This window comes from Bacillus sp. PS196 (assembly GCF_037963555.1).
GTDB classification, from domain to species: Bacteria; Bacillota; Bacilli; order Bacillales; family Bacillaceae; genus Bacillus; species Bacillus subtilis.
Genome location: NZ_CP150159.1, coordinates 1,472,904 through 1,489,413 on the forward strand (window position 1 = coordinate 1,472,904; position 16,510 = coordinate 1,489,413).

Here is a 16,510-nt window from a genome sequence, read left to right on the forward strand (position 1 = left end):
TGATATTGAAAATCATTATCAATTAATGGGGTGATAACATGGCTAAAGCCTTGATTACATATGCCAGCATGTCAGGAAATACAGAAGACATTGCCTTCATAATAAAAGATACGCTTCAGGAATATGAGTTGGATATCGATTGTGTCGAGATAGATGATGTGGATGTGTCTTGTTTAACCTCCTATGATTACGTACTGATTGGCACCTATACATGGGGGGACGGCGATTTGCCCTACGAAGCGGAGGATTTTTTCGAAGAGGTCAAACAGCTTCAGCTTAATGGTTTAAAAACAGCCTGCTTCGGGTCTGGCGATTATTCTTATCCAAAGTTTTGCGAAGCGGTGAATTTGTTCAATGCCATGCTGCAAGAGGCGGGAGCTGCTGTTTACCAGGAAACACTAAAAATTGAATTAGCGCCTGAAACAGATGAAGATGTGGAAAGCTGCCGAGCGTTTGCGAGAGGTTTTCTTGCATGGGCAGATTATATGAACAAGGAAAAAAGCCATGTTTCATAAAGGAGCAACTGCTGTTACGGCATCGGCGTTTTCTGGATATTTTGTGGCGGTACAAAGAGAAGGCATTTTTCATTATTCTTTGGAGCAGGGCTGGAGAAAGCTTTTTCGTTTGAAAAGTAAGATACACTGTATCAGCTACATAGGGCCTTACTTATTTGGCGTCGGTGAAAAGGGAACAGTCATTCGTTCGGCTGATGAAGGGAAAACCTGGACGATGTCGAGCTTTCCGACAAATGCAACAGTGTGGGCGATTACCGGCAGAAACAACGGGTTTGTCTGCGCCCACGGTAAGCATTGTATTTATGTATCGGATGATTTTGGTGTCTCATGGCGCGTAGCCAAACCTTTTGCCGAATTTCATAATCCCCCTGTTATCCGGTCGCTATGCCTTCACGGGGGCAATCTTTTTATCGGCACGCAAATACACGAATATTTTGGCGGCATTTGGGCTTACGACATTAAGCGTGACAATGTCCAAATTGTCAAAAAAGAAAAAAACCGGATGACGGCATCCATGCTCGTGTTCAATGAAAATTGGCTGGTGGCGGCGATGGGTTCTGTGAAAGGAAAGCACGGTGCTGTCACTGTACGGAATCTTTTGAATGGTGAAGAATTCATCATTCAATCCAGCATGATCAGAATAGAAGAATCATTTCTTGATCTTTCAGAGGATGATAGCATTATATATGTCACTACAACACAAGATGAAAATGGTTTTTCGAGAATTTACCAGGCTGATCTCGAAGCCCGATCGTTAAAATGGTTCGATACCATTAAGGGGCATGGATGGAGAGTGGCCAATCAGAAAGAGAATTTCTTTTGCGCAGGCTTGTATGAATGTAAATTTGTCCAGCCGTACGAAGTTTCAGCAATGATTCATTAGAGGAGGAACAAGGAATTGGCGAAGATTTTGCTCGTTTATGCAACAATGTCAGGCAACACTGAAGCTATGGCAGATTTGATTGAAAAGGGGCTTCAGGAGGCGGAAGCAGAAGTAGACCGTTTCGAAGCAATGGATATTGATGATGCCCAGCTGTTTACCGATTATGACCATATCATAATGGGAACCTACACATGGGGAGACGGAGATCTGCCTGATGAATTTTTAGATTTGGCTGAAGACATGGATGAGATTGATTTTTCCGGCAAAACATGCGCTGTATTCGGTTCCGGTGATACAGCATATGAATTTTTCTGCGGAGCGGTTGATACGCTAGAGGCAAAAATAAAAGAACGCGGTGGAGACATTGTGCTGCCTTCGGTAAAAATCGAAAATAATCCAGAAGGTGAAGAAGAGGAAGAATTAATAAACTTCGGGAGACAATTCGCAAAGAAAAGCGGGTGCGCTGTCTGATCACTAACTGGGAACTGCTAAAACGGCTGTTCCTTTTTTTCTTGTCTTTGTATCTTTCCTTTGATACAGTAATGAGGTAGAAAATCAGGAGGAGGACTATACATATGAAAATGATGGACGCAAATGAAATTATTTCATTTATTCAAAATAGTACAAAATCAACACCTGTAAAGGTTTACGTGAAAGGTGAGCTGGAAGGAATCAATTTCGGCGAATCTGCGAAAGCTTTTATCAACGGAAACACTGGTGTCGTTTTCGGTGAGTGGAGCGAAATCCAAACAGCAATCGAAGAAAACCAAAGCAAAATCGAAGACTATGTCGTTGAAAATGACCGCCGCAATTCTGCGATCCCAATGCTTGATCTTAAAAACATCAAAGCGCGTATCGAGCCGGGCGCGATCATCCGCGACCAAGTTGAAATCGGTGATAACGCAGTCATCATGATGGGTGCTTCTATTAATATCGGTTCAGTCATCGGCGAAGGCACAATGATTGATATGAACGTTGTGCTTGGCGGACGAGCTACTGTCGGAAAAAACTGCCATATCGGCGCGGGTTCTGTACTTGCGGGCGTTATTGAGCCGCCATCCGCTAAACCGGTTGTGATTGAAGACGACGTCGTAATCGGCGCAAATGCTGTTGTGCTTGAAGGTGTAACAGTAGGTAAAGGAGCTGTTGTTGCTGCGGGAGCGATCGTGGTAAACGACGTTGAGCCATACACTGTCGTTGCAGGCACACCAGCTAAAAAAATCAAAGACATTGATGAAAAAACAAAAGGCAAAACTGAAATCAAGCAGGAATTACGCCAGCTGTAAGGAAAAGTTTGATAAAAAAGGCGTGGATAATATATCCACGCCTTATTCGTATAGGCAGGAGGAATAGAAATGAAGAAAGAGGAGCTCATCGCAATTCGCAGAGATCTGCATCGTATACCGGAGCTTGGATTTCAGGAGTTCAAAACCCAGCAGTATTTATTAAATGTCTTGGAACAATATCCGCAAGACAGAATTGAAATTGAGAAATGGCGAACAGGGCTTTTTGTAAAAGTGAACGGGACGGCGCCGGAAAAAATGCTGGCGTACAGAGCGGATATCGATGCGCTTTCTATAGAAGAGCAAACTGGTCTTCCATTCGCATCAGAGCATCACGGCAACATGCACGCCTGCGGTCACGATTTGCATATGACGATTGCACTCGGCATTATTGATCATTTTGTTCACCACCCAGTCAAACATGATTTGCTTTTTCTGTTTCAGCCGGCAGAGGAAGGGCCTGGCGGTGCGGAACCAATGCTTGAGAGCGATGTATTAAAAAAGTGGCAGCCTGATTTCATCACTGCGCTTCATATTGCTCCAGAGCTTCCGGTAGGCACCATTGCGACAAAAAGCGGCCTTCTATTTGCGAATACATCAGAGCTAGTCATCGATCTGGAAGGCAAAGGGGGACATGCGGCATATCCGCATTTGGCTGAGGATATGGTTGTAGCAGCAAGTACACTTGTCACCCAGCTGCAAACGATTATCTCTAGAAACACAGATCCGCTAGACAGTGCTGTTATTACAGTTGGTACCATTACCGGAGGCTCGGCACAAAATATCATTGCAGAAACGGCCCACCTGGAAGGCACGATCCGCACGCTTTCTGAAGAATCGATGAAACAAGTAAAGGAACGGATTGAAGATGTAGTGAAAGGAATCGAAATCGGATTCCGCTGCAAAGGAAAAGTGACATATCCGTCTGTATATCACCAAGTTTACAATACGAGCGGATTAACAGAAGAATTTATGTCTTTTGTTGCTGAACATCAACTGGCGACAGTAATTGAAGCAAAAGAAGCAATGACTGGAGAGGATTTTGGCTATATGCTGAAAAAATATCCCGGATTCATGTTCTGGCTCGGCGCTGATTCTGAACATGGGCTTCATCATGCTAAGCTGAATCCCGATGAAAATGCGATAGAAACAGCGGTTCATGTCATGACAGGTTATTTTTCTGTTTATGCCAATTAAGTACAAATGAAAGAATAAAATTCCATAAAATGAGCACTCTAGTAAACGGAGGTGTTCAAAAATGGCTAAAAAAATTGGAATTGAACAATCATTATCAGATGTAGAAGCTGCTTTAAAAGAAAAAGGGTATGACGTTGTAATGATGAAAAGCCCTGCTGATGCTCAAGGCTGTGACTGCTGTGTCGTAACAGGTCTTGATAATAATGTGCAAGGGATAGCCGATACGGTAACACAAGCACCTGTCATTACAGCTTCCGGGATGACGGCTGAAGAAATTTGCAGCGAAGTTGAAAGCAGAATTCAGTAATATAAAAACCGAAGCAAAAAGCTTCGGTTCTTTTATTTATTCTGTTTCTTTAGGGAAAGCGCGGTCGAACGCGTTCTTTATTTCTTTTCTCAACACTCGTTCGACTCGCCACTGTTCCATATTTTCTGTTTTGGCAATGACCCTGATTACAATTTCAGAAGTCCCCAGTTCTTGAATCCCGATGACATTTGGTCCTTCTTTTATTTGTGGAAGAGCCGCTGCCGTTTCATCACAAACCTGCTGTAAAATATGAATCATTTCATCAATATTTCTTTCAGCCGGCACTTTAATGTCAACAAGAGCCTGCATGGTACCACGAGAATGATTGCTTACGTTTGTGATGTTTCTGTTGGGGATGTAATGCAGTGTTCCGTCAAAGCTGCGGATTTGAGTTGTCCTTAAGCCAACCTGCTCGACAATTCCGTCAAAGGTGGAAACGGTAATATAATCTCCGACATCCAATTGTTTCTCAAGCAAAATAAAAAAACCTGTCACGATATCACTGACAAGCCCTTGGGCGCCAAATCCGACAGCCAGGCCGACGATTCCTGCCCCCGCTAAAAGAGCGCTTGGATCATAATGAAACAAATCTAGAACCATGACGAAAAATATGAAAATCAATGTATAAGCAAATATGTTAAGAGTCAGGCTTCGGAGCGTATGTGCACGTCCGATAGACAAGCTATTCTGCTCCTCGAATTTTGCAAACAGATGTTTAATGATTTTCATGCCTAATGATCGAACGATAAAATAGAGCAATATCATAATGGCGAGTTTAATGAGCAGAACACCGGCATTTGTAATCAGTCCCGCCCAATCATATTGTTTAATAAAGTCCATGTTGAGCTCCTTTTCTAATTGATTGCTGCACATTGAGACTAGTTACCCTGTACATGACCATGTTAAACGTTTTATTCAAAAATGTCGAAGCCAAAGACATACATGATTTGTTAAAAATTGACTCAGGAAATCTGCTTTTATATAATGGCATTGCAATATAACTAAAAATGGTTAATCACCCTTTATTTTCATGCGATTTTGACCTTTAAGCCAAACAATAAATTGGAGGGATACATATGGCAGAACGTATGGTAGGTAAACAAGCTCCTCGTTTTGAAATGGAAGCAGTCCTTGCAAGCAAAGAATTCGGCAAAGTAAGTCTTGAGGAAAACATGAAAAATGACAAATGGACAGTGCTATTCTTCTATCCAATGGACTTCACTTTTGTTTGTCCGACAGAAATTACAGCAATGTCTGACCGCTATGACGAGTTCGAAGATCTTGATGCAGAAGTCATCGGGGTTTCAACTGATACCATCCATACTCATTTAGCTTGGATCAATACAGACCGCAAAGAAAACGGTCTTGGCCAGCTGAAATACCCGCTTGCTGCTGATACAAACCATGAGGTATCCCGGGAATATGGCGTTTTAATCGAAGAAGAAGGTGTGGCTTTGCGCGGATTGTTTATTATTAATCCTGAAGGGGAGCTTCAATATCAAACTGTTTTCCATAACAACATTGGGCGTGATGTTGATGAAACGCTTCGTGTTCTCCAGGCGCTGCAAACTGGCGGACTCTGTCCGGCTAACTGGAAACCAGGCCAAAAAACACTTTAATTCTTTCCAAGAACGAAAAGCGGTCTAGCATATTCGTTAGGCCTCTCTTTTAAAATAGGAGGGAAAAGCAATGAAATTACGTCAGCCCATGCCGGAATTGACGGGAGAAAAAGCTTGGTTAAATGGTGAAGTGACGAGAGAGCAATTGATTGGGGAAAAGCCGACGCTTATTCATTTCTGGTCCATCAGCTGCCACTTGTGCAAAGAAGCGATGCCGCAAGTGAATGAATTTCGTGATAAATATCAAGATCAGCTGAATGTTGTAGCTGTACACATGCCCCGTTCCGAAGATGATCTTGACCTTGGTAAAATTAAAGAAACAGCTGCTGAACACGATATCACTCAGCCGATTTTTGTTGACAGTGACCATGCTTTAACCGATGCATTTGAAAATGAATATGTACCTGCATATTATGTGTTTGATAAAACAGGACAGCTCCGTCACTTCCAAGCCGGCGGGAGCGGTATGAAAATGCTTGAAAAACGTGTGAACCGCGTTCTGGCTGAAACGGAATAGGTATCTGACTAAATAGTATTTCCTAAAAACCTGACCTCATCAGGTTTTTTATTTGTGCAAAAAGCAATGGAAGAAGAGTAAGAAGCTTATTTTTCCAAATTTGGGTATAGGAATTGATGATTTGTTTGATTGATACGCTAAAAAACACAGCTAATTTTTGATGTTTTTCCTCAATTTTAGATAAATCTCATATCTCATAACTCGAAAATTGTAGATATTACACTAAATTTCTTTAAAGAAGTAAGTAAAATATATATTTTCAACATTATACCAAATAAACTAGAAAGCCCCTTAATCCCTTGAGAATAAAGGACTCTTTTGAAAAATAAAACATTTTCAGAAAATAAGGAATTTTTCATAGAGTAAATATAATAGTAAAATGCTAAAATAATAGTTGATAAAATTACTTTTGTAATCTAATATCTTAATTAAAGATGTTAATTTTGATAGGGGGTACATTGAGGAATGTTTAATGAAAGAGAAGCTTTGCGCTTGCGGTTAGAACAATTAAATGAAGCTGAAGTGAAAGTCATTCGTGAATATCAAATTGAACGTGATAAAATATACGCAAAATTAAGAGAGCTGGACAGAAATGGAAGCCCTTCCGAAATCAAAAAGGATTTCCGTTCTGAAAAAAAACCTGACTCTCTGCCGGTTCTCGCTGAGCTTGCGGCTCAGGAAATCAGAAGCTATCAGCCGCAATCACAGCAGCAGTCTGTTCAGCCTCAGCTTCAATCTATTTCCTCTCTTCCTGCCGGTATACCAGACGGAACAACACGAAGAAGAAGAGGAACGGCAAGACCGGGATCAAAAGCAGCTAAGCTGCGTGAAGCTGCTATTAAAACATTAAAACGCCACAACGCGGCGATTAAGAGCTCGGAGCTTCAAAAAGAGATTGAAAAAGAAAGCGGTCTTGAAATCCCTAATATGACAACATTTATGCAAAGCTTAATTAAAATGTACCCGGAAGTGAAAAAGCCATATCGCGGGCAGTACATTTTAGAGGGTGAAATCGAATCTGCAGAATCAGCTAATGAATAAATATAAAGAAAAACTGCTTGGCATCGCTCAAGCAGTTTTTTTATTGAGGTTTTTTCTGTGAAGGTTTGTTTTCTTTTTCAAGATTAAGCTTATACACCCACTTTTGATAAGGCTTTTCTTCAGCGGCTCTGTTTTTCAGCTCTTCGATTGTATGGCTCTTGGCCTGGTCTGATGATTGGGCGTGGGCAAGCTGTTTTTGAAGCACATGTATCTGTTTGGTGACGTCTTCAAGGATAGTCTCTACATGATTTGGCTGCGCGTAGACCGCTGGAGCTTCTTCTTCCGTTTTTTCTTTTTGTTTCGTGCCGCCATCAATATCGGCAAAATGAGAAGCAATCCAGGCATCGCTTTCATCAAGCTGCCGTTTATACGATATAATAGTTTCGTGAAATAATTTTTCTTTCGTTTTTTCAATGTCTAGCAGTCTTTCTTTCGTTTCTATGATTCGATCTTTCATATGATCAACTTCTATTTTAATATGTTTTAGCTGATATTCTTTTTCTACCATTTGCTTTTTTAGACGCCCGTTTTCGGCTTTTATCAATTCGGCTTGCTGTTTTGCCTGAAGCAGTGCATTTTGTTCCTGCTCAATCGAGGCTTGAAGTTCGCTGATCCGTTTATGAAGATTTTTATTTTCTTCTTCGATTTTGACTTTCGCAATATGAAGTTTATGTTTTTCTTCGATTTCGGCTCTGCGTTTATAGGTTTCAGCAGATAGAAGCTCCTGCAAAACAACGATTTTATCAAGCAGTTCAGCTCTTATTTGGTGCAGGGTTTGGCTGGTGTGGGAGGCATGTTTTTCTTTTGTTGACATATGTGTTAATTCGGCAGACAGCTGCTGGAGTTTTTCTTTCATATCGGTATTTTCTTTGAGCAGTTTGTTATTTTTCTGATGAAAGTAGCTTGCTTCAAGTTCAGCAATCAGCTTATGGCACCTTGAAAGCTCGGATTTTAAATAAAGGTTCTCCTGAGACACGTCGTGGAAAAAAGGACCTGATCTTTTCATTCGAACCATCTCCCTCATGATGTTAACACTACAATATGCAAATACTGAACAGCTATTCCTCTTTAATAAACAGACAAGCAGTAGCGTTGAGCCTTTGCTTTTGCTATGCTTTTAACGAAACTAGAGGTGAGATGATATGAAGCATGTAAACGTACTGCTGGCAGGGGGAGCCTCACGTCGCTTTGGAGAACCGAAGGCGTTTGTCAAATGGAAGGGCAGGATGCTTTACGAATGCGCTAAAGAGGCACTTGGAGAACAAACGGTTATCATCAGCCGTCCCGAATTTATTGATAGATTTCAAGAAAACGGTGAAAATGAAGTGTATCAAGATGCTGAGCCATTTCAAGGCATGGGGCCATTGGCTGGTATATATACCGCTTTTAAAAAGACAGACGGTGATCTTTATACTGTTCTTTCCTGTGACACACCGCTGATACAAAGAAGGACGATGCTGGAGCTCAAACGTCTGATGATTGCCGGTGCGGACGCGGTAGTCCCAATTTCAGACGGACAAGTGCAGCCATTGATTGCGATTTACCACAAACGTATCATGCCAGTTCTATACGATCAGCTTTCTGAGAAGAGGTTGAGAATATCAGATTTATTAGGCAGAATTTCGGTTTGTTACGTACAGGCTGAAAATATCGGAGCAAACCCGGCAGAGTTTATCAACATTAATACACGTGATGATTTTAGCTGTTTGGAAGAAAAATCGAACTCCCTCAAGCGGGACTGACGGGGCAATAACATGATAAGATGACATAAAAGATAAGGAGAACAGGTTTGATGGAGGAACGTTATTCACGGCAAATCAGATTTAAGCAAATTGGGGAAGAGGGCCAGAAAAGACTGGCAGACAGCCATGTGCTGATTGTCGGAGCGGGAGCGCTCGGCACTGCAGGAGCCGAAGGGCTTTCGAGAGCGGGAGTCGGTACGATTACCATTATTGACCGTGACTATGTGGAGTGGAGCAATCTTCAAAGGCAGCAGCTTTATACAGAAAGCGATGCCAAACTCCGCATGCCGAAAGCCATGGCTGCCAAAGAGCATCTATCAGCGATTAACAGCGAGATACATATTGAGGCGTATGTTACCGAAGGAACAGCCGAAACGCTTGAGCCGCTGATTGAAAAAGCAGATGTCGTGATCGACGCGACAGATAATTTTGAAACCCGCATGCTGATAAACGATCTTGCCCAGAAAACAAAGACACCTTGGGTCTATGGCGCCTGTGTAAGCAGCCAGGGAATGTTCATGACGGTCATTCCCGGAGAAACCCCTTGTCTGTCTTGTTTGTTTGAGCAAATTCCTGTCGGCGGGGCGACGTGTGATACTGCCGGTATTATTCCGCCTGCTGTGCATATCGTTTCAGCATATCAGCAGGCTGAGGCATTAAAGCTGTTAACCGGCCAAATAGAAGCAATACAGCGGGGTTTTGTGACATTTGATGTCTGGAACAATTCGCATATGAAGATTAACGTTAATCATGTACGCCGTGAGGAATGCCCATCTTGCGGAGCAAATGCGGTATATCCTTATCTTCAGGATTGGAACACACCAAAAGCTGCTGTACTATGCGGCCGTGATACAGTGCAGGTAAGGTCAGAATCATTAAAAAGAATCCCGAAACAGGAACTCATTAAGCGGCTGAAAACAATCGGCAAGGTCGAGGCTAATGCGTTTTTGCTGCATATTTTTTACGAGGATTTCAGAATTGTCATTTTCAATGACGGACGGGCACTGGTGCATGGAACAAATGATGTGAAAGAAGCCAACTCCGTGTTGGCAAGAGTGATTGGACTGTAACAACAGGAGGGGTCAGAATGCTGGAGAAAAGAACACCGATACCGGTAGACGAGGCAGTTCGGCGTGTCTGCCATTTTCAAAAACAAGGTGAAACAGAATGGGTGGCGCTTGAAGACAGCCTTCATCGGTTTTTAGCCGAAGATATAACTGCGGATCACCACGTACCTGCGTTTGACCGTTCGCCATACGATGGTTTTGCTGTCAGAGCGTGCGATACGGCAGAAGCTTCACGTGAAAACCCAGTTCGGTTTGAAGTTATTGACCATATTGGAGCGGGAGCAGTATCTGAAAAAAAACTTGGCCCGTTTCAGGCCGTGCGGATTATGACTGGCGCGCAAATCCCTAAAGGGGCAGATGCAGTCGTCATGATTGAACTGACTCAAACCTTTGAGGAGAATGGGAAGTCATTTATGTCTTTAAAACGCCGCTTTCAGACGGGGGATAATATTTCAAAAACAGGTGAGGACGCTCAAAAAGGGAGTGTTTTACTGACAAAGGGCACCCGGGTGACACCAGGAGTGACGGCTCTTTTGGCAACATTCGGATACGCATCTGTGCCTGTCGTGAGAAAGCCTGTAGTCGGGATTATCGCAACCGGTACCGAATTGCTGAATGTCAGTGATCCGCTGGAACCGGGAAAAATCCGCAACAGCAATGCGAGTATGGTATATGCGCAAGCGATAGAAGCAGGCGCAACACCGCTTTATTTAGGGAAAATCTCTGATGAACTGGATAAAAGCTTTGCTGCAGTTAAAGAAGCGATGAAAAAAGTGGATTTCCTGATCACAACTGGCGGTGTGTCAGTCGGTGACTTTGACTTTTTGCCTGCGATCTATGAAAAACTCGGAGCGGACGTGCTGTTTAATAAAGTTGCCATGCGCCCGGGCAGCGTGACAACGGTGGCGCATGCAAATGATATGCTGCTGTTTGGCCTTTCTGGTAATCCGTCGGCATGCTATGTCGGTTTTGAACTGTTTGTCAAACCGATAATCCAGACATGGCTGCTCAATGAAACACCGCATTCAATTTGTGCGGAAGCTGTTTTGACCAAGGATTTTCCGAAGCCGAACCCATTTACCCGATTTGTTCGTGCGCTCGTGCACCATCAGGAAGGGAAGCTGTTGGCGACACCCGTTGGCTTAGATAAGTCGAGCTCTGTCACATCACTTGCAGATGCCAATGCATTTATTATCCTGCCGGGCGGCACGCGAGGCTACGAATCTGGCAGAACGGTTCAAGTGCTGCTCATCAGAGAAGAGAATGGAAGTGAATGGCCTTGGTCGGTCCTTTCCCGATCGTCCAAGTTGTAGGATTTCAAAACAGCGGGAAAACAACGTTTATTGAGCGCATTCTTGAAAAAGCCTCTGAACAGGGAGTCCATTTGGGCTGCCTGAAGCACCATGGTCACGGCGGTGAACCGCAAACGCTCACGGAAGGAAAAGACACGGACCGTTACAAGGCGGCAGGTGCTGATGTGACAGCGGTAGAAGGTGCTGGTGTGTTACAGCTGACTGCCCGTCGCAATTGGGATTTGGCACGGCTGATCGAGTTATACCAATTTCTCGAAACAGACTGTCTTCTGATTGAAGGCTTTAAAAAAGCCCCTTATCCTAAAGTGGTTATCCTAAGTGAAAAGGAAGATCTGGAAGCGCTGCAAGCAGTAAATATAATCGCCATCATCTATAGAAAAAAAGAGCATATGACAGAGCATCAGGGATTACCCGTTTTTCATGCGGATGATCCGGTTGCCGTGGATTTTGTGCTTTCACAGCTGAAGGGGGAATCTGCATAATGGAACGGTTTGAGATTACGAAAACACCCATTAATACTGAAGACATCATTAAAAAAGTGGAGAAACGGGAAGCAGGAGCCATTACGACATTTATTGGTACGGTTCGGGAATGGACAAACGGAAAAAGAACGGTTCGGCTTGAATATGAGGCATATGAACCGATGGCCGTGCAAATGCTTGCTCAAATCGGCGCTGAAATCGAAGAAAAATGGGAAGGTGCCTCAGCTGCGATCACGCACCGTATAGGTGTGCTCGATATCGGTGAAGCAGCGGTAGTGATTGCTGTATCTTCTCCCCATCGAAAAGCCGCATATGAAGCCAATGAGTATGCGATTGAACGCATTAAACAGATTGTGCCGATTTGGAAAAAAGAAATTTGGGAAGACGGTGAGCAATGGATCGGTGACCAGCTAGAAACAACAGCTTATCCGAACGGAAAACCAGACCTAAGCGAGGGAGAGCAGCATGATTAAAATTCTTTTATTTGCAGGACTGGCTGAACAGGCCGGTACACAAGCAATAGAAATAGATATGGAACAAGCAACCACAGATGAAATAAAAGCGAGTCTAAAAGAACAATACGGTCTTGAATCTATTGATACGGCTATGATTGCCGTTAACGAAAGCTATGTGAAAGAAAATACCTCTGTATCTTCAGGTGACACGGTAGCCATCATACCGCCGGTCAGCGGGGGATGAAAACCGGACGGCATTTCAGCCGTCCGGTTTTCTGTATTTCATTGGCATATCCCCAAGTATCCCCAGCATACAATGATTTTCTGTAAGCGTTTATTCTACATATGTTACTCCCTATAAAGTAAGAGACTCACTCCATAATTAGACTGAAATTTCGAAAAATAATAGAAATTTATTTCGGGTATCGATATAGTAAAGATGATAAATGTTGGAAAGGTGCTGGATATGGAGACATTTAAAAGATTAAAAATGTATTATTGGCCGTACAGAAAAGTGTTTATGTGGTCGCTTCTAGCCATGCTTTTGATGACTGCAATTACTGTCATTTATCCGATTATCCTGCAAATAACGATTGATGAGATCGTGTTGGGACGGCAGTATCAGCTTGCGGCGTGGGTCAGCTTAGGATTTATTGCGGTAATGGTTTTGAAAGGAACGGCTACCTTTTTTCATCAGTATTTAGGTGATATGTTCGGGATCAAATCCGTTTATCGGCTGAGAAATGGTCTGTATGAAAAACTGCAGCGGCTTTCTTTTTCTTACTATGATAACGCGAAAACAGGAGATTTGATGTCCAGGCTGACTGCTGATGTTGAAGGGCTTCGTTTTTTCTTATCATACGGTCTCGCTGAGCTCATTCGATTCGGCCTGCTGGTAGCCATCAGCCTTTCGGTTATGTTTTACTATTCTGTTCCTCTCACGCTTGTGACAATAGCTGTTCTGCCATTTCTCGCGGTTGCGGTATACCGGTTTGACAAAAGAGTCCATCCCGCCTTCAGAGGCATCCGCAAATCGTTTGCGAAACTCAATACAAAAGTTCAGGAAAATATCAGCGGCATTAATACGGTTAAATCTCTTTCCAGGGAAGATTTTCAGATCAGCACTTTCAATAAAGCCAATGCAGAATACAGGGCGCAGTATTTACAAACATCATCCATTTGGTCTGCGTATTTCCCTTTAATGGAGTTCATTGGTAACATTTGTATTGTAGCTCTTCTCTCATACGGCGGTTACTTGGTTATGCAAAATCAGCTCAATCCCGGCGAGCTTGTTGCTTTCTTCAGCCTTGTCAATTATATGATGTGGCCCATTATGAACTTAGGTTTTGTCATCAATATGTTCTCTCAAGCAAAAGCGTCAGGGGAACGCCTGCTCGACATTCTGGAAAAAGAAGAAGACATTACAAATCATCCTCATGCTTTGCATAAACAAAAATTAACCGGAGATGTCCATTTCAAAAATGTTTCTCTTGCATACGGAAAAGAACAAACAAACGCGCTGTGCAATGTAAGCTTTGAGGCAAACAGCGGGAAGGTAATCGGACTGTTGGGCCCGACAGGTTCAGGCAAAAGCTCAGTGACACAGCTTCTCACCAGATTTTACAGTCCTGTTGGCGGAATGATTACCATTGATCACAAACCCATCACAGATTATTCGTTAAAAACCCTTCGCTCCAATATCGGGGTCGTACTTCAAGAATCCTTCCTGTTTTCATCTACGATTAGATCAAATATTTCGTATGGGCGGCCGGATGCCTCAATGGAAGACGTCATCGAAGCGGCAAAAAGGGCGCAGGCTCATAACTTTATTATGGAGCTTCCTGATGGGTATGACACCATGCTGGGAGAGAGGGGAATGGGGCTTTCCGGCGGGCAGAAACAGCGTATTGCCATTGCGAGAGCCATCTGCTTTAACCCGAGCATTTTAATATTGGATGATGCCACAAGCGCAGTAGATATGCAAACGGAGCACAGCATACAGCTTGCCTTAAAAGAAGTCATGAAAAACCGCACAACCTTTATCGTCGCTCACCGCATTTCTTCACTGAAACACGCTGATGAAATTCTCGTTTTTAATAAAGGACGCATTCGTGAAAGGGGAACACATCATGAGCTTCTTGAAAAAGGCGGCTACTATAAAAAGATTTACGATTTGCAATACCGTGATGTCAAAATGATTAATGAGCCGCATGAGGTCGGATAGGGAGGGGCCAAATGAAACAAGCGAAAAAACAGGGGGTTTTAGAGCGTTTCTATTACTCTTCAGATGAAATCATTGAAAAGCCGTTTAACTGGGCTCAAATGTGGCGGCTGCTGAGCTATGTCAAACCATATCGAAAAACAATTTTGCCGCTTTCTTTTCTCACCGTATTAATTGGCACTGCTGTGAAGCTTGTGATCCCCATTTTGATCGGCGTTTATGTTCTTGATCAAGCGATTACAGGGAGAAACTCGGAGCTGCTGATTCAGCTCATTTTTATTATTAGCGGTTTATATGTCCTCAATTACGCCGCCAATGTGTTAAGAATCAGGTGGATGAATCAGCTTGGCCAGCATGTCATTTACGATTTGCGACAGTATTTATTTACCCATGTGCAGCGCTTATCCCATCGATTTTTTGATCAGCGGTCGGCGGGATCGATCTTAGTCAGGATCATGAATGATATTAACTCTCTTCAGGAGCTCTTTACAAGCGGAGTCATCAATTTGTTGACCGACTTGCTGCTTCTGGCCGGCGTGATTATCATTTTGTTTACGCTGAGCCCTGAGCTGACTATAGCCATCATGGTGACATTGCCGATTATGTTTTTTATTTCAACAAGTCTCAGAAAAAAAATACGCCGATCCTGGCAAACGGTACGGCTAAAGCAATCGAAGCTCAACTCTCATCTAAACGAAAGCATTCAGGGCATCCGGGTCACACAGGCATTTACGCAGGAAGAAGAAAACATGGCGTATTTTGACGGTGTCAATCAGGAGAACTACGAATCATGGCGGGAAGCAACTAGAAAAAATGCCATGTTCCGTCCGCTTGTAGAAATGACGAATGCGATTGGGACGGCTGTCTTGATTTGGTATGGAGCCACACTCATCATGAATGAAACCATTACGATTGGCGTCTTCGTTTCTTTTGCTTTCTATCTGGGAATGTTTTGGGAACCTATTTCGAGACTGGGTCAGGTCTATAATCAGCTGTTAATGGGGATGGCATCATCAGAACGGATTTTTGAGTTTCTGGACGAACAGCCAAATGTCAAGGAGAAGCCCAATGCCATTCATAATGAAAAGATAAATGGGGAGATCAGTTTTGAAGAGGTTGAATTTTCGTATGATGAAAAACGAAAAGCCCTTTACGCCGTTTCTTTCTCTATTCCGGCGGGCTCGACGCTTGCGCTTGTCGGGCATACAGGGAGCGGGAAGACGACGATTGCCAATTTAATCAGCCGTTTTTATGATGCGACCGGAGGCACCATTAAAATAGACGGTATACCGATTAAGGATCTTTCCCTTGCCAGTCTGCGCTCTCAAATCAGCATTGTCCTGCAAGATACATTTATTTTCTCTGGGACCATCATGGAAAATATTCGTTTTGGAAGGCCAAATGCTTCGGATGAAGAGGTGATGAAAGCGTCCCAAGCGGTCGGAGCGGATGAGTTTATTTCCGATTTAGCGGAAGGATACGCAACAGAGGTAGAGGAAAGGGGCAGCGTACTGTCTGCCGGTCAGCGTCAGCTCATTTCCTTTGCAAGAGCATTGCTCGCCGATCCGGCTATTATCATCCTTGACGAAGCAACGGCAAGCATTGATACAGAGACAGAAGTAAAAATTCAGCAAGCGTTAAAAACGCTTCTGAAAGGGCGTACAGCAGTGATGATCGCTCACAGATTGTCTACGATCCGCGACGCCGACCGCATCATTGTTCTTGATCACGGCAGGAAAATAGAAGAAGGGAACCATGATCAGCTGCTCGCTAAAGGAGGCATTTATGCCGGGCTTGTGAAAGCGCAATACAGCACAGCGATAGAATAATATGAAAAGCCTTCAATATTGAAGGTTTTTGGAAACTTA

General features: G+C 43.3%; 19 protein-coding genes. 17 read left to right on the top strand and 2 right to left on the bottom strand.

Annotated features, from left to right (window positions below):
• Window positions 1-38: 38 nt before the first annotated feature.
• The 6 genes from NST79_RS07835 (at window position 39) to NST79_RS07860 (ending at window position 4,185) form a co-directional block, all read left to right on the top strand.
• Window positions 39-515: a flavodoxin gene (locus NST79_RS07835; protein ID WP_014476664.1), complete on the top strand. Its 477-nt coding sequence runs from the start codon at window positions 39-41 to the stop codon at window positions 513-515.
• Entirely contained in the window at window positions 505-1,398 is an 894-nt protein-coding gene (locus tag NST79_RS07840) for a hypothetical protein (protein WP_106073885.1), read from the top strand. Before NST79_RS07835 ends, NST79_RS07840 begins: the two co-directional genes overlap by 11 nt.
• A gap of 15 nt (window positions 1,399-1,413) precedes the next feature.
• Window positions 1,414-1,869: a flavodoxin gene (locus NST79_RS07845; protein WP_032721472.1), complete on the top strand. Its 456-nt coding sequence runs from the start codon at window positions 1,414-1,416 to the stop codon at window positions 1,867-1,869.
• Window positions 1,870-1,973: 104 nt separating this feature from the next.
• The gene (gene dapD, locus NST79_RS07850) at window positions 1,974-2,684 is read left to right on the top strand and encodes a 2,3,4,5-tetrahydropyridine-2,6-dicarboxylate N-acetyltransferase (protein WP_003218680.1); all 711 of its coding nucleotides are present in this window, start codon (window positions 1,974-1,976) and stop codon (window positions 2,682-2,684) included.
• A gap of 69 nt (window positions 2,685-2,753) precedes the next feature.
• Window positions 2,754-3,878, top strand: coding sequence for an N-acetyldiaminopimelate deacetylase (locus NST79_RS07855; protein ID WP_038428899.1), 1,125 nt, complete (start codon window positions 2,754-2,756; stop codon window positions 3,876-3,878).
• A 61-nt stretch (window positions 3,879-3,939) separates the two neighbouring features.
• Window positions 3,940-4,185, top strand: a complete 246-nt coding sequence (locus NST79_RS07860) for a YkuS family protein (RefSeq protein ID WP_003232382.1) — start codon at window positions 3,940-3,942, stop codon at window positions 4,183-4,185.
• 36 nt (window positions 4,186-4,221) lie between these two features.
• Here NST79_RS07860 and mscT read toward each other — a convergent pair whose 3' ends face one another.
• The gene (gene mscT, locus NST79_RS07865) at window positions 4,222-5,025 is read right to left on the bottom strand and encodes a small-conductance mechanosensitive channel protein MscT (protein ID WP_003244994.1); all 804 of its coding nucleotides are present in this window, start codon (window positions 5,023-5,025) and stop codon (window positions 4,222-4,224) included.
• A 236-nt stretch (window positions 5,026-5,261) separates the two neighbouring features.
• Here mscT and ahpA point away from each other — a divergent pair, with 236 nt between their 5' ends.
• The 3 genes from ahpA to rok all read left to right on the top strand — a co-directional run bounded on the left by ahpA (window position 5,262) and on the right by rok (window position 7,362).
• Window positions 5,262-5,804, top strand: a complete 543-nt coding sequence (ahpA, locus tag NST79_RS07870) for a biofilm-specific peroxidase AhpA (protein ID WP_003245371.1) — start codon at window positions 5,262-5,264, stop codon at window positions 5,802-5,804.
• A 70-nt stretch (window positions 5,805-5,874) separates the two neighbouring features.
• A complete protein-coding gene (gene ykuV, locus NST79_RS07875) occupies window positions 5,875-6,321 on the top strand; it encodes a thiol-disulfide oxidoreductase YkuV (RefSeq protein ID WP_015252187.1) in 447 nt (148 codons plus the stop codon).
• Between the two features lie 465 nt (window positions 6,322-6,786).
• Entirely contained in the window at window positions 6,787-7,362 is a 576-nt protein-coding gene (gene rok / locus NST79_RS07880; protein ID WP_003232378.1) for a transcriptional regulator Rok, read from the top strand.
• 40 nt (window positions 7,363-7,402) lie between these two features.
• Here rok and cse15 read toward each other — a convergent pair whose 3' ends face one another.
• Window positions 7,403-8,368 carry a spore protein Cse15 gene (gene cse15 / locus NST79_RS07885; RefSeq protein ID WP_160221549.1) on the bottom strand — a complete coding sequence of 322 codons (966 nt, stop codon included), beginning with the start codon at window positions 8,366-8,368 and terminating at the stop codon, window positions 7,403-7,405.
• A 136-nt stretch (window positions 8,369-8,504) separates the two neighbouring features.
• Here cse15 and NST79_RS07890 point away from each other — a divergent pair, with 136 nt between their 5' ends.
• The 8 genes from NST79_RS07890 to NST79_RS07925 all read left to right on the top strand — a co-directional run bounded on the left by NST79_RS07890 (window position 8,505) and on the right by NST79_RS07925 (window position 16,471).
• Complete coding sequence (locus NST79_RS07890; protein WP_003232376.1) at window positions 8,505-9,104, top strand: molybdenum cofactor guanylyltransferase; 600 nt, start codon at window positions 8,505-8,507, stop codon at window positions 9,102-9,104.
• A 50-nt stretch (window positions 9,105-9,154) separates the two neighbouring features.
• Complete coding sequence (locus NST79_RS07895) at window positions 9,155-10,174, top strand: molybdopterin-synthase adenylyltransferase MoeB (RefSeq protein ID WP_046160343.1); 1,020 nt, start codon at window positions 9,155-9,157, stop codon at window positions 10,172-10,174.
• Between the two features lie 17 nt (window positions 10,175-10,191).
• On the top strand, window positions 10,192-11,484 hold the full coding sequence (gene glp / locus NST79_RS07900) for a gephyrin-like molybdotransferase Glp (RefSeq protein ID WP_212059075.1): 1,293 nt from the start codon (window positions 10,192-10,194) through the stop codon (window positions 11,482-11,484).
• Entirely contained in the window at window positions 11,445-11,966 is a 522-nt protein-coding gene (mobB, locus tag NST79_RS07905) for a molybdopterin-guanine dinucleotide biosynthesis protein B (protein ID WP_212059073.1), read from the top strand. Before glp ends, mobB begins: the two co-directional genes overlap by 40 nt.
• Entirely contained in the window at window positions 11,966-12,439 is a 474-nt protein-coding gene (locus NST79_RS07910) for a molybdenum cofactor biosynthesis protein MoaE (RefSeq protein WP_015715811.1), read from the top strand. Before mobB ends, NST79_RS07910 begins: the two co-directional genes overlap by 1 nt.
• Window positions 12,432-12,665, top strand: coding sequence for a molybdopterin converting factor subunit 1 (gene moaD, locus NST79_RS07915; RefSeq protein WP_003232366.1), 234 nt, complete (start codon window positions 12,432-12,434; stop codon window positions 12,663-12,665). Before NST79_RS07910 ends, moaD begins: the two co-directional genes overlap by 8 nt.
• Before the next feature lie 222 nt (window positions 12,666-12,887).
• The gene (locus NST79_RS07920) at window positions 12,888-14,645 is read left to right on the top strand and encodes an ABC transporter ATP-binding protein (RefSeq protein ID WP_212059071.1); all 1,758 of its coding nucleotides are present in this window, start codon (window positions 12,888-12,890) and stop codon (window positions 14,643-14,645) included.
• Window positions 14,646-14,656: 11 nt separating this feature from the next.
• Complete coding sequence (locus NST79_RS07925) at window positions 14,657-16,471, top strand: ABC transporter ATP-binding protein (protein WP_212059069.1); 1,815 nt, start codon at window positions 14,657-14,659, stop codon at window positions 16,469-16,471.
• Window positions 16,472-16,510 lie beyond the last annotated feature (39 nt).